General features: G+C 65.3%; 12 protein-coding genes and 1 tRNA gene. 6 read left to right on the top strand and 7 right to left on the bottom strand.

Annotated features, from left to right (window positions below; genetic code table 11):
- Positions 1-8 precede the first annotated feature (8 nt).
- Positions 9-602 (bottom strand): ankyrin repeat domain-containing protein, encoded by a 594-nt coding sequence (locus M2281_RS09890; RefSeq protein ID WP_280820884.1) that lies wholly within the window; start codon positions 600-602, stop codon positions 9-11.
- 268 nt (positions 603-870) lie between these two features.
- On the opposite strand from M2281_RS09890, the gene M2281_RS09885 reads away from it, so the two are divergent.
- Complete coding sequence (locus M2281_RS09885) at positions 871-1749, top strand: LysR family transcriptional regulator (protein ID WP_280820883.1); 879 nt, start codon at positions 871-873, stop codon at positions 1747-1749.
- Positions 1750-1834: 85 nt separating this feature from the next.
- On the opposite strand, the gene M2281_RS09880 is transcribed toward M2281_RS09885, so the two are convergent.
- A tRNA-Gly gene (locus tag M2281_RS09880) sits at positions 1835-1909 on the bottom strand.
- A 225-nt stretch (positions 1910-2134) separates the two neighbouring features.
- Between M2281_RS09880 and M2281_RS09875 the strand changes: the two genes are divergently transcribed.
- The 4 genes from M2281_RS09875 to M2281_RS09860 all read left to right on the top strand — a co-directional run bounded on the left by M2281_RS09875 (position 2135) and on the right by M2281_RS09860 (position 4771).
- Positions 2135-2632, top strand: coding sequence for a prolyl-tRNA synthetase associated domain-containing protein (locus tag M2281_RS09875; protein ID WP_280820882.1), 498 nt, complete (start codon positions 2135-2137; stop codon positions 2630-2632).
- 90 nt (positions 2633-2722) lie between these two features.
- Positions 2723-3694: a thioredoxin gene (gene trxA / locus M2281_RS09870; RefSeq protein WP_280820881.1), complete on the top strand. Its 972-nt coding sequence runs from the start codon at positions 2723-2725 to the stop codon at positions 3692-3694.
- 149 nt (positions 3695-3843) lie between these two features.
- Positions 3844-4515, top strand: coding sequence for an LON peptidase substrate-binding domain-containing protein (locus M2281_RS09865; RefSeq protein WP_280820880.1), 672 nt, complete (start codon positions 3844-3846; stop codon positions 4513-4515).
- Positions 4516-4528: 13 nt separating this feature from the next.
- Complete coding sequence (locus M2281_RS09860; protein ID WP_280820879.1) at positions 4529-4771, top strand: Trm112 family protein; 243 nt, start codon at positions 4529-4531, stop codon at positions 4769-4771.
- A 79-nt stretch (positions 4772-4850) separates the two neighbouring features.
- On the opposite strand, the gene M2281_RS09855 is transcribed toward M2281_RS09860, so the two are convergent.
- The 3 genes from M2281_RS09855 to M2281_RS09845 are packed head-to-tail and all read right to left on the bottom strand — an operon-like array spanning position 4851 to position 10625.
- A complete protein-coding gene (locus tag M2281_RS09855; RefSeq protein ID WP_280820878.1) occupies positions 4851-8237 on the bottom strand; it encodes an error-prone DNA polymerase in 3387 nt (1128 codons plus the stop codon).
- A complete protein-coding gene (locus M2281_RS09850) occupies positions 8234-9712 on the bottom strand; it encodes a DNA polymerase Y family protein (RefSeq protein WP_280821172.1) in 1479 nt (492 codons plus the stop codon). Before M2281_RS09850 ends, M2281_RS09855 begins: the two co-directional genes overlap by 4 nt.
- Entirely contained in the window at positions 9624-10625 is a 1002-nt protein-coding gene (locus tag M2281_RS09845) for an ImuA family protein (protein ID WP_280820877.1), read from the bottom strand. Before M2281_RS09845 ends, M2281_RS09850 begins: the two co-directional genes overlap by 89 nt.
- Before the next feature lie 211 nt (positions 10626-10836).
- On the opposite strand from M2281_RS09845, the gene M2281_RS09840 reads away from it, so the two are divergent.
- Entirely contained in the window at positions 10837-11265 is a 429-nt protein-coding gene (locus tag M2281_RS09840) for a metallopeptidase family protein (RefSeq protein WP_280820876.1), read from the top strand.
- Positions 11266-11326: 61 nt separating this feature from the next.
- Here the strand turns inward: M2281_RS09840 and M2281_RS09835 are convergent, their stop codons facing one another.
- Both M2281_RS09835 and M2281_RS09830 read right to left on the bottom strand, forming a co-directional pair.
- Positions 11327-11533, bottom strand: a complete 207-nt coding sequence (locus tag M2281_RS09835) for a DUF1737 domain-containing protein (RefSeq protein ID WP_280820875.1) — start codon at positions 11531-11533, stop codon at positions 11327-11329.
- A gap of 113 nt (positions 11534-11646) precedes the next feature.
- Positions 11647-12528, bottom strand: coding sequence for an HpcH/HpaI aldolase/citrate lyase family protein (locus tag M2281_RS09830; RefSeq protein ID WP_280821171.1), 882 nt, complete (start codon positions 12526-12528; stop codon positions 11647-11649).
- Positions 12529-12598 lie beyond the last annotated feature (70 nt).

The raw sequence follows: 12598 nt of genomic DNA, 5'->3' as shown, positions 1-12598 counted from the left end.
CGCCTCCTTCAGTGCGCTCCGGCCGCAACCAGGATCTGCTCGATCCTGGAATAGCCGCGGCTGCGGGCATGCTGGAGCGGCCTGACGCCCTCGCGGTCGGCAAGGTTCACATCCGCCTTTGCATCCACCAGCAGCTGGACGATCTGCTGATGCCTTTCCCCGCCATCGCTCAGGATGATCGCCTCCAGAAGGGCGGTCCAGCCAAGCTTGTTGACGTGATCGACATTCACGCCGGCCTCGATCAGCGTGCGGACGGTTTCGACATGGCCGCGCTCGGAGGCGGGGATGAGGGCGATGCCGCCGTAGCGGTTAGTGCTCTTGAGGTCGGCGCCGTGCTCGAGCGTCAGCTTGAGGATTTCGAGATGGCCACGCGCGCCGGCATAAAGATAGGGGCTGTCGATGATGTTGTCCTTGGCGTTGACGTCGGCGCCCGCTTCGATTAGCGCCCGGGCGGCATCGATCCTGTTGCCGTGGGTGGCAACCAGAAGCGCGGTGCGGCCTTCGGCGTCGCGCGCATCGAGTGCCACGCCTTCGGAGAGAAGCTGCTTGATGGTTGCTACGTCATCTTTGGCGGCCGCAGCATGTAGTCGGGTGTCAGTCATGTCTTGTCCAGATGCAACGATGGGCGACAACGCCAGTGTGAATATCAGGAACGCGAGGATCGCCGTAGGTCTCAGCATTTTTGGGTCCGCAAATCACTCGGCACGGCGTAGCGCCTGCTGATTCGGCTCGCCCTCGACCTTGCATGTCGGCCCGGGCCTAGGCGGCCGGCTTTCATTCCGAAGCATCCGGAGAATAGGCGCGATCGCCTTCATCTGGAAATTAAATGTTCTGATAAATATCAGTGCGAATGTGAATGATGCGCCGTCGATGTCAGCTTATAATGACGCCATGCTCGATCCACGCCTTCTGCGCTCTTTCGTGGCCATTGCCGACACCGGAAGCTTCACCCAGGCCGCCGAACGGCTCAACATGACGCAATCGACCATCAGCCAGCAGCTGGGCCGGCTGGAGGAAGCGGTTGGCCGCGAGCTCATCGACCGCGCCGCGCGGCCGGTTCAGGCCACGGCTTCGGGCGAGCGGCTGCTGGGCTACGCCCGCCGGATCCTGAGCCTGCAGCACGAAGCGGAGACCATGCTTGCCGACCCGGCCGGCACGGCATCCATCCGCATCGGCGTTCCGGAAGATATCGTCAGCGGCGCGATGGCAAAGGTCTTTGCCGGCTTTTCGAAGCGGCACCGGGAAATCCGGCTGGATGTCGTGGCGGGGCTGAGTCGCGATCTGACGAAGCGGTACCGCGCCGGCGAGTTCGATATCGTCATCGTCAAGGAACCTGCCGCGAGCTCCGACTTTCGCGCGACATTCCCCGAAGCAATGGGCTGGTTCGAGAGCGCCGACCGGATCGAGGATTGGCCCGACCCCATGCCGCTGGTCGCCTTCCCGCCGGGCGGGCTTTATCGCGACGCGATGTTCGAGCGCATAGAGCGCGAACGCCGCCGCTGGTATATCGCCTTCTCCGGCAGCAGCCTGCACAACGTGTTGGTCGCCGTCGAAGCGGGGCTTGGGCTGTCGCTTCTGCCCATAGGCACGACGGCCGGCCGCCGTGTCCGGCAATACGCGCCCTTCAGCACGGAGCCTTCGATGGTGGTGTCGATCTATTCCTGGGAGAACAGCGGGCCGGTGGCAGCCCTGGTCGAGGACATGAGCGCCGTGCTGGCCGAAAGATGCTTTGACCCAAACCAAGGGTGATCACAGCTTGCCGATTCGACCGCTGGAAAAGCAAAAGGCCGCCCGAAGGCGGCCTTTTTGTTTGCTTAGTTTCCCGAAGGAAAACTGGAGCGGGTGAAGCGATTCGAACGCTCGACCCCAACCTTGGCAAGGTTGTGCTCTACCCCTGAGCTACACCCGCTCGCCGGTCTGTCTCGACCGAAGCGACGCCTATATGGCCGAAGCGGGGGAGGATTGCAACAGGGAAAATTGCGGTTTTTGAAACTTATATGAACCGGCCCGGCAAACCCTTTATGGACGCTGGGTCAGCTTCCGCACAATTACAAATGCGGCTGGGGGATTGTCTCGCGCGCCGCCTTGGCCAATAACCGGCCGATACCGAAAACCAGCCCGGAAACGCCGATTCATGCCCAAATCACCCGACGAACTTTTCGCTTTTCTCGATTCGCTGGGAATCACCGTGACGACGAAAACGCACCCGCCGCTGTTCACGGTTGCCGATTCGCAAGGCCTGCGTGGCGAGATCACTGGCGGCCACACCAAGAATCTGTTCCTCAAGGACAAGAAGGACAATTTCTTCCTGGTGACGGTGGACGAGGAGGCCGAGGTCGACCTCAAGCAGATCCACCACCTGATCGGGGCATCGAGCCGCGTCTCCTTCGGCAAGCCGGAGGCGCTGATGGAGCTTCTGGGCGTGGTGCCCGGATCGGTGACCGTGTTCGGCCTCATCAACGATACAGAAAAGCGCGTGAAGCTGGTGCTCGACGCCCCGCTGATGGAAAACGAGATCGTCAATGCGCATCCGCTGAGCAATGAGGCGACGACTTCGATCGCCAGCGGCGATCTCCTGACGTTCGTGAAGGCGACTGGACACGAGCCGCTCGTCTTGAAAGTCTCGGCATGATCGCCACATGGATGACGAAACTGGGCTTGGCCGGTAGTCCCGGCAGCAAATAGGTTGGAACGCGCCGCTGCGGCGGCCGGAAGGGCAGTTATGAGCAACAATTCATTCGGCGGTGCCGGCAACTCCTATACGACCAATGTGACCTATGGCGGGGCGCAGCCGCAGGGCGAAGGCGCAGCCGCCGGCGCGGACGCATCCGTCATCAAGGATACGACCACGGCGAGCTTTGCGGCCGACGTTCTGCAGGAATCGCGACACCAGCCTGTTCTGGTCGACTTCTGGGCGCCATGGTGCGGCCCTTGCAAGCAGCTGGCACCGGCGCTGGAAAAGGCGGTCCAGGCGTCCAACGGCAAGGTCAAGCTGGTCAAGATGAACATCGACGATCACCCCGCGGTGGCCGGCCAGCTCGGCATCCAGTCCATCCCTGCCGTCATCGCCTTCAAGGACGGCCAGCCGGTGGACGGTTTCATGGGCGCCGTTCCTGAAAGCCAGATCCGCGAATTCATCGACCGCGTCGGCGGCAAGGGCGGTGGCCCGCGCATCGAGGAAGCGCTTGCCGCTGCAGCAGAAGCGCGCGCGGCCGGCGATGCCCAGACCGCGGCCGGCATTTTCGACGCGGTGCTGCAGCAGGCGCCCGACAATCTCGACGCCCTGGGCGGCCTGGCCGAAGTGCTTTTCGAGGCGGGCGACACCGCCGGCGCCGAAGAAGTGCTGGCGCGTGCGCCGGCCGACAAGGCCGACGCGCCGGCATTGGCCGGGGTGCGCGCCAAGCTCGCCCTCGCCGCCCAGGCCGCCTCGCTCGGCAATCCGGCGGAGCTAGAGGCACGGCTGGCTGCCAACCCGAACGACCATCAGGCCCGCTACGATCTTGCCATGATCCAGAGTGCGCTTGGCAATCACGCAGAGGCCGCCGACAATCTCTTGGCGATCGTGAAAGCGGATCGCAGCTGGAACGACGACGGCGCTCGTGCCAAGCTGTTGCAGCTGTTCGAGGCCTGGGGCATGACTGACGAGGTGACGCTGGCGAGCCGGCGCAAGCTGTCGTCGCTGCTGTTTTCCTGATCGCCCGACGGCGGCGAAGAGCGCCGGTCGCCCTTGCAGTGGTCGACCGACGCTCCAGATGACTAGGCAATGTCCGGGGGCGCCCGGCAGCGGGAAACGGAATGTTTCAAGCTGATCGGGGCGCTTCAGGGCAGAGCGGGGAGGAGAAATTGCAGGCGGGAAACGCGTATTACCGTTTCGGCAAGGACATCCCGGCGACGATACCAGTGTTTCCACTGGTCGGCGCGCTTCTGCTGCCGGGTGGGCGCATGCCGCTCAACATTTTCGAGCCGCGCTACATACAGATGGTCGACGAGACGATCGGCGGCTCACGGCTGATCGGCGTCGTCCAGCCCGCGCTCGACGGCTCGCTGCGCGAGGACGGCGAGCCCGAACTTTCGGGTATCGGCTGCATCGGGCGCATAACCTCCTTTGCCGAGACCGGCGACGGCCGCTACCTGATTTCGCTGCAAGGCGTCTGCCGGTTCCGCATCGCGCAGGAACTGACGGTGAAATCGCCCTATCGCCAGTGCCGCATCATGCCCTTCGCGACGGACCTTTCCGACGACCCGACCGGCGAGGACGTCAACCGGCTGGCGCTTCTGAAGGCGTTTCGTGCTTATCTCGAGGCCAACGAGCTGCAGGCCGACTGGGACAGCGTCAGCCGCGCCGACAACGCCATGTTGGTCAATGCGCTGTCGATGATGGCGCCCTATGGGGCGGCCGAGAAGCAGGCGCTGCTGGAGGCGCCGGACCTGAAAACCCGCGCCGACACGCTGATCGCCATCACCGAAATGGTGCTGGCGCGCGAAAACGACGATTTCGGCTCCGGCCTGCAATGAGGGACGAGCGGCGATGAGACAGGAAAAGCCCGCGCCCGCCGTGGACGTCAAGATGCTGGAGCTCCTGGTCTGCCCGCTGACCAAGGGAACGCTGGTGTGGGACGAGGCGCGGCAGGAGCTGGTGTCGCGGTTGGCAAAGCTCGCCTATCCGGTTCGCGACGGCATTCCCGTCATGCTGCCGTCCGAAGCGCGCACGCTCGACCCGACCGACGAACCCCGGCGGTCCACCGGGCTGCAGGCGGGCGGGCGCCGCTGACAAGCGCCCGCTGCGGCATCGACCCTGCCGAACCCGACGATTCCGGCGCTTCTTTCCCGCGATGGCGCCTGCCAGCGCCCTACTGAAAATTGCGCCCCTTGGGCATGACTTCATGCGTCTCGCGGGAGAGGGCCTCGTAATCGCGCGCGGCAATTGGCGAGGCGTTCGGGGGCTGCCTTCCCGGAAGCTGGGAATTGGGGCGCACGGCCGCAATTTGCGCTTCCTCGGAAAGCGCGGCCAGCCAGCCCGACAGGTCCTCAATCTTGTCGGCGACGATGTGGATCACTCCGGATTCCGACTGCAGCTTACCGCTGACGCGGATGAAGCGCGCGCCCATGATGACGGGGCGGAAATGGTCGAACACCCTTGACCAGACGATGACGTTAGCAATGGCCTTCTCGTCCTCGAGGGTCAGGAAGATGGCCTTGCCATTGCCCGGCCGCTGGCGCACCAGCACAAGGCCGGCGACCGAGACACGCCTGCCATCCGGAACATTCGGCAGCAACCAGTTCGGCGTGATGCCGGCGCGGTCGAGTTTTTGGCGCAGGAAGGAAACGGGGTGCGCCTTCAGCGACAGCCCGAGCGAGCGATAGTCATGCACGACGTGCTCGCCCAGCGGCATCCGCGGCAGTTCGGTCTCGGGCTCCATATCCCGCAGGCGGATTTCAGGGCGGTCGAACAGCGGCAGGCGCTCGACCGCCCTGCTGCCCAGCGCGCGCACCGCCCATAGCGCCTCGCGCCGGTCGAGCCCCAGCGAGCGGAAGGAATCGGCCCCGGCCAGCCGTTCCAGCGCGTCGACGCGCAGGCCCGAGCGCAGCCACACGTCGCGCACTGAATCATAGCCCGCCCCACGCGCGGCGACGAAGGCGCGCATATCGTCTTCGCTCAAGCCCTTGATCTGGCGGAAGCCGAGCCGCACCGCGCGCGCCGACTTGATCACGCCGCGCATCTCGGCATGCCGCGCAAGGACCCGCTTGGGATCGAAGGGGGCGTCTTCAAGCGTGCAGTCCCAATCCGAGGCGTTGATGTCGATGGGCCTAACCTCGACGCCATGGTCCTGCGCATCGCGCACCAGCTGGGCGGGCCGGTAAAACCCCATGGGCTGAGAATTCAGGATCGCGGCGCAGAAAACGTCCGGATAGAAGGTCTTGAACCAGCAGGAGGCATAGACCAGCAGGGCAAAGGAGGCGGCATGGCTTTCGGGAAAGCCATATTCGCCAAAGCCTTCGATCTGCTTGAAACAGCGCTCGGCGAAATCCTTCGGATAGCCCCTCTCGACCATGCCCTTGATCATGCGGTCGCGATAATTGCCGATCGTGCCGTTGCGCCGGAACGTGGCCATGGCCCGGCGCAGCTGGTCGGCCTCGCCCGGCGTGAAGCCGCCGGCTTCGATGGCAATGGCCATGGCCTGTTCCTGGAACAGCGGCACGCCCAGCGTGCGCTTCAGGATTTTTTCCAGTTCGGGCTTGTAATATTCCACCTTTTCCTTGCCCATGCGCCGGCGCAGGTAAGGATGCACCATGTCGCCCTGGATCGGGCCAGGGCGCACGATCGCCACCTCGATGACGAGATCGTAGAATTCCCTTGGCCTTAGCCGCGGCAGCATCGACATCTGGGCGCGCGACTCGATCTGGAAGACGCCGAGCGTGTCGGCCCGGCAGATCATGTCGTAGACGGGTTTTTCCTCCGCCGGGATCGTCGCCAGCGTCAGCCGCCGGCCATAGGGGTCGCGCACGCGATAATGATCTTCCAGAAGGTCGAGGGCGCGCTTCAGGCAGGACAACATGCCGAGCGCGAGGATGTCGACTTTCAGGATGCTGACGGCATCGAGGTCGTCCTTGTCCCATTCGACCATCTTGCGCTCGTCCATCGCCGTTTTCATGATCGGCACGATCTCGTCGAGCCGGTCCCGGGTGATGACGAAGCCGCCGACATGCTGCGACAGGTGGCGCGGAAAGCCGAGGATCTCGTTGGCGCGGGCGATCACGTGTTTTGCGGCCGGGTCCGACTTGTCGAGACCGCCGGCATTGGCCTCCTTCTCGCCCAGTTCGCTGGACGACCAGCCCCAGATCGAGCCCGACAGCGCGCCGCGCACATCGTCCGACAGCCCCATCGCCTTGGCGACCTCGCGCAGGGCGGAACGCCCCCGGTAGCTCACCACCGCGGCGGCCAGCGCGGTGCGCTTCTGGCTGTATTTCTCGTAGATATAGGCGATGATCTTCTCGCGCTTTTCGTGCTCGAAATCCACGTCGATATCAGGCGGCTCGTCGCGCTCGGTGGAGACGAAGCGCTCGAAGAGGACTTGCACCTTCATGCGCTCGGGATCGACCTCGGTGATGCCGAGGCAATAGCAGATCACCGAATTGGCGGCCGAGCCGCGTCCCTGGCAGAGCACGTTGCACTCTTCCGAACGGGCAAAGCGGACGATGTCGTTCACGGTGAGGAAGTAGCGGGCATATTTCTTCTCGGCGACGATAGCGAGTTCGTGCCGGATCAGGCCCTGCACCTTTTCGGGAACGCCTTCCGGATAGCGGTTTGCGGCGCCTACCCAGGTCAGCCTTTCCAGTTCGTCCTGAGGGTCGACGCCTTCTTCCGTCGTTTCCTCGGGATAGTTGTGCTTCAATTCGTCCAGCGAGAACTCAAGGCTTTCGGCAAAGCGCAGCGTCTCGGCCAGCGCCTGCGGATAGGCACGGAAAAGCCGCGCCATCTCGACAGGATGCTTCATGTGGCGTTCGGCATTGGCGGCAAGCTCGAACCCTGCCTCGGCGACGGACTTGTTCAGCCGGATCGCGGTGAGCACGTCCTGCAGCGGGCGCTGGTCGGCGGCATGGTAGAGCACGTCGTTGGTCGCCATCAGCGGCACGCCCGCCGCATCGGCCATCGCGGCGGCCTGCGCGATGCGAAAACGGTCGTCGCCGAGATAGGCGGGCGCGACGCCAAGGCGCAGGTTTCTGCCGAAACGATCCTTCAGCTGGCGGACGAGGGCAAGCTGGTCCGCGCCCGCTGCCTCCGAAAGGTCCGGCAGCACGGCAAGCGACATGAGATCGCCCCATTCGAGAAGGTCTTCGCGCCTCAGAAGCGTGGCGCCCTTTTCGGTTTCGGGCCGCAAATTGGCCTCGGTGAGCATGCGGCACAGATGCCCCCAGCCCTCGCGGGTTTGCGGGTAGGCGAGCACATCGGGCGTGCCGTCGCCGAACACCAGCCGGCAGCCGGGATGGTAGGCAAGCCGCACGGGCTTGGCATCGTCCGAAAACCTGATGCACTTCGATTGGGTCCAGGCGCGCACGACGCCGGCCACCGTGTTGCGGTCGGCAAGGCCCATGCCGGCATGGCCCAGCAGGCAAGCGGCCACCACCAGTTCCTGCGGCTGGGAGGCGCCGCGCAGGAAGGAAAAATTCGACTGCACGCCGAACTCGACATAGGCCGGCGAGGCAATGGGCGCGAAGGGGAACGGTTCCTGCTTCATGCGAACAGCCCTTGCATGAACCAGCGCGGAGAGGGCTTGCCTTCGCCGTAAAAACCCTCGCGGAACAGCCAGTAGCGGCGTCCGGTGCGGTCCTCGATGCGGAAATAATCGCGCGTGGGGCTCTCGGCGGGTTCCAGCCACCACTCCGCGGCGATGCGCTCGGGACCTTCGGCGCGCACCACATCGTAAAGCACGCGGCGCCAGCGGAAGCGGGCCGGCGGGCCTTCCGGGATCTCGGCCGCCATGACCTCGATCTGCTCGGGATGGGCGAGCAGGCGGATGGGGCGCTCCTGTGCCTCCGGAGGGGCCGGTATGGCACGCAGCGCCGTGGCGCCCGCCACCATCGCAAAAGGTGTTCTCGCCACCGCCCGTTCCGGCAGATGGCTTTCGACGGTGGCCGGCCGGTGCACCGCCTCCGCACCGAGGCGGGCCGAGATGCGGTCGACGAACAAGGCAAGGTCCTCCTCGCCCTGCAGGACATCGCCGGCAAGGTCGGTCTGGGCCATGGCGAAGGGGGCGGCAGTCAGCACCGAAAGCCGCACCAGATCGAAGCCGTAGCCGGCCTCGAGCGCGCCATCGAGCGCGGTCAGCCGCTCGTGAAACAGGCGCGCCACCTGCTCGGCCGCGCGCAGCGGCCGCGAGGTGCCCACGCTGACGCGGCTGACCATGCCGTCGACCCGGAACAGCAGGAGTTGCAGGGCGCGCGCGCCCTCGCCGCGCCGTTCCAGATCGGCCCTCAGGCTCGTGGCCAGCAGCAGCACCAGCCTTTCGATGTCTTCCATGAGCGCAACCGGCTCGGCCAGATGCCGCTCCACTGAAAGGGCAGCGACCGGCAGGCGCGGCGAGATCGCTTCCTCGGTGCGGCCGAGCGCCTGGTCGATGCGTGCCAGGAGGGCGGCGCCGAAACGACGCGCCAGCGGCGCGCGGGGGCTGCGCAATATGGCGCCGGCATTGCGCAGCCCGACGCTTTCAAGACCTGCGACCGTGGCCGGCTCCAGCCGAAGTGCTGCCAGCGGCAGCGGCTCGAGCATTTTTTCCTCGGCTCCCGGCTCGACGATGTCGGGGCTGCGGAACCGCGCCGCCGCCCAGGCCGCCCCCGGCGTCGAGGCCAGCCCCGCCCGCACATCGAACCCCTGGTGGAAGAAACGCGCCAGCAGATCGTCGAGCAGGGCCTTTTCGCCGCCGAACAGATGGGCGCAGCCGGTGATGTCGAGGAACAGGCCGTCGGCTCCGTCCAGCGCCACCAGCGGCGTGTAGCGGTCGCACCAGTCGGCCAGCCCCTCCAGCAGGCGGCGGTCGGCGGCCGAATCCGCCTCGACGGCCTCGATCCCCGGATGCATCGCGCGCGCATCGGCGATGCCCATGCCGGGTTTCAGCCGCAGCCGCTCAGCCTGTTCGTCGAGGGCTGCGATGCGCTGGGCGTTCTTGTCGCGATGGCTGATGACCAGCGGCGGGCGCGGCGCCTGCGGCTGCAAACGCCACGACCGTCCCAGCCGCTGGCGCAGGATGCGCTCGGTGCCGAGATAGGGAAACCACAGCGCCAGTATCCGCTGGCCCGAGGGCCTGCTGGTGTCTTTCGGCGAATGAGCGTTCATCGGCGTTCCATTCCAGTGTGAACTGTCCGGGCAGGGCAAGGCGGCTTTTGTCGATGCTGACGGCAAAGCCCGGCGGGCCGATCGATCCTGCCAGCGGACCGGCAAGGGTGTGGCGGGGGGCGGCGGTCGCCGGCGTAACGACGAGCCGCACCGGCGCGGCCGTAGGCTCCGCCTGCCCGGCCTGCCGCAGCAGGAAGACCGGCCGGCCCGCGCCGAGCGCGCGCCGGTGCAGCCGGCGCGTGGCGGTGAGGTCGAGCTTTTGCGGATTGCCGCGGATTTCGAGGATGACGGCCGAAAACCCTTTCAGCTCAGCGGCCTCCTCGGCGATCCACAGCGCATCCAGAAGTTTTGGCGCCTCGGCGATCAGCAATTCGTCCGGCTCGATGCCGAAGCGGCTGCACAGGCCCGGCGCATAGGGCATGCCGGCCTCACGGAAGATCTCGGTGGTGCCGATCCAGAGCAGGGGGACCCTTCGCGTCGTCCGCGCCAGCAAAAGCCCGGCCATCGCGAGCGCAAAACCGCTTGCCGCTCCGGCGTCGCGCGTCTCGGCGCCATGGATCTCGGTCAGCGCGGCCAGCGGCAGCCCGCCGCCAAGGGCGGCGTCAAAACTTGCCGCACCTGTTGCAAGGCTGCGGGCCGCATCCACGGTCCCGTTTCGCCGCAGCACGACGGCGCCCTCTTCCGGACGCGCCTTGGCCGGCGCAGCCAAGCGTTCCGGCAGCGTACCCTCGATGCGTGCGATTTTCTGGCGCAAGGCAAAAACAGTCGCCTGCGCCACGGCGGACGTCGCCATGACGGTGTGCTTTCCGGTATTTGTTCCTGTTATGTTCCTATAGATTCCAGAGCGGCCCCGCAGAGTCAAGCAACTCATAGGAGAATTTATTCCTCTCCCGAATTGTTGATCGGACCGCCCAGAAGCGCCCGTTGGGCCATTTTCCGGGTGCCGGCGCAAAAAGCTCGAAAGGCAGCCGCCAAAAGGCTATATGCGGGCAAAAGGAAACAGAATGGCCCGTATCTACAAAAGCCGCTCATGGCACGAACAGCTTTCGCCGTCGCTGGAAGAGCTGGAATTCCTGGCAATCGAAGCCTATGCCCATTTGCCGGAAGAGTTTCGCAAGCTGACCGGCGAGGTCATCATCCAGGTGGCGGAATTTCCCACCGAAGAGATCATGGACGACCTGTCGCTGGAAACGCCCTTCGACCTGCTCGGCCTGTTCGAGGGGCGCGGCATTGCCGAGCGCTGGAATCCGCAGACCGGCGACGGCCCCAACCGGGTCACGCTCTACCGCCGTGCCATTCTCGACTACTGGTCAGAGAACGAGGAAACGCTGGGCGACATCGTCACCCATGTGCTGATCCACGAGATCGGCCACCATTTCGGCCTCAGCGACGACGAGATGGAACGCATCGAGGAATCGGCGGACCATTCCTGAAGACGCCGGCGCACGGCCTCGACCGTGCGCGGAGAGTTGCGGGCTGGAACGCCCGCTGGCCTCAGTAGTCGCCGAGCTTCATGCCGGGATCGTATTCGACGCCATCGACATCCTTCACCACCGCCTGACCGCATTTCATCGTCTTGGTTTCGACGTCGTAGGAATAGGTCGGCGAGCCGAACAGGTGCCAGCCCTTGTTCAGAGCCGCCGTCACCTTGTGGCAGAAGCTCGCATCGTCCGGGCCGGTCAGGAAGCGGTAGAGTTTCATGTCGTCATTCCCCGTCGTGGCACGTTTGCCTTGAACGTAGTTGCGGCTAAGGGCGCGGAAAGCCTTCGGCCATAATATTCTGTTTTCGAACCACTATTCGACGCCTTTTCCGGTCACTTGGCAATCATCGCCGCCTTGGCAAGCAGCCTTTCGGCCTGCGCCCGGTGCAAAAGCTCCACCATGCGGCCGTCGAGGCCGATGGCTCCCTTGCCGGCGTTTTCGGGCAACGCGAAAGCGGCCACGATCCGCTCCGCCTCGGCGAGCGCCGCGGGCGAGGGCGAAAAAGCTGCCTCGGCCGGACCGATCTGGGCGGGATGGATCAGCGTCTTGCCGTCGAACCCCATGGCGAGGGCCTGGCCGCAGTCGGCAGCCAAGGCTTCGAGGTCGCGAAAATCATTGCTGACGCCATCGAGGATGTCCAACCCTCCAGCGCGTGCGGCCAGCACCATCTGCATCAGCCAGGGCATCAGATAGCGCCGGTCGGGCGTGGCGAGCACACCGGTCATGGCCACCAGATCGTTGGTGCCGGCAACGAGGCAGGAAAGGCGCGACGCCGCATTGCGGCCGAGCTCGGCAATCGCGCCAATGTTAAGCACGGCCCGCGGCGTCTCGATCATCGCCCACAGCAGAAGGTTTTCGGGCGCGTCGCTGTCATCCAGCATGTCGGCGGCGTCCAGCACGTCGCGCGGCGTCTCCACCTTGGGCAGCAATATGCCGTCGGGCGCACAGGCGACCGCAGCGGCAAGATCGTCCGCCCCCCATTCGCTGGAGAGCGCGTTGATGCGCACCACCATCTCGCGAACACCGGCCGGGGGGGGCGCAAAAATGCCCGCCAGTTTTTCACGCGCGACACCTTTCTCGGAGGGCGCGACCGAATCTTCGAGGTCGATCACCACCGCATCGCAGGAAAGCGACGCAAGCTTTGCCAGCGCCTTGTCGTTGGAGGCGGGCACATAAAGCACCGAGCGGCGCAGATGGATGGGCGGCTGGATCATGCGGTCTTTCTTGCCTTTCAACCCTGTCTCTTGCAATACGTCACCCGAAAAGGCTGATAGGAAGCTCGGC

The organism is Pseudaminobacter soli (ex Li et al. 2025) (genome assembly GCF_029892515.1).
GTDB lineage: Bacteria > Pseudomonadota > Alphaproteobacteria > Rhizobiales > Rhizobiaceae > Pseudaminobacter > Pseudaminobacter soli_A.
The sequence above is the reverse complement of the archived record's forward strand: the minus strand, read 5'-3'. Positions and strand labels throughout refer to the sequence as shown.

Excerpts from the sequence above, each read along its gene's own strand:
- M2281_RS09890 (WP_280820884.1), bottom strand. The coding sequence starts at position 602 with ATGACTGACACCCGACTACATGCTGCGGCCGCCAAAGATGACGTAGCA.
- M2281_RS09830 (WP_280821171.1), bottom strand. The coding sequence starts at position 12,528 with ATGATCCAGCCGCCCATCCATCTGCGCCGCTCGGTGCTTTATGTGCCC.
- trxA (WP_280820881.1), top strand. The coding sequence starts at position 2,723 with ATGAGCAACAATTCATTCGGCGGTGCCGGCAACTCCTATACGACCAAT.
- M2281_RS09875 (WP_280820882.1), top strand. The coding sequence starts at position 2,135 with ATGCCCAAATCACCCGACGAACTTTTCGCTTTTCTCGATTCGCTGGGA.
- M2281_RS09840 (WP_280820876.1), top strand. The coding sequence starts at position 10,837 with ATGGCCCGTATCTACAAAAGCCGCTCATGGCACGAACAGCTTTCGCCG.
- M2281_RS09885 (WP_280820883.1), top strand. The coding sequence starts at position 871 with ATGTCAGCTTATAATGACGCCATGCTCGATCCACGCCTTCTGCGCTCT.
- M2281_RS09855 (WP_280820878.1), bottom strand. The coding sequence starts at position 8,237 with ATGAAGCAGGAACCGTTCCCCTTCGCGCCCATTGCCTCGCCGGCCTAT.
- M2281_RS09835 (WP_280820875.1), bottom strand. The coding sequence starts at position 11,533 with ATGAAACTCTACCGCTTCCTGACCGGCCCGGACGATGCGAGCTTCTGC.
- M2281_RS09860 (WP_280820879.1), top strand. The coding sequence starts at position 4,529 with ATGAGACAGGAAAAGCCCGCGCCCGCCGTGGACGTCAAGATGCTGGAG.
- M2281_RS09845 (WP_280820877.1), bottom strand. The coding sequence starts at position 10,625 with ATGGCGACGTCCGCCGTGGCGCAGGCGACTGTTTTTGCCTTGCGCCAG.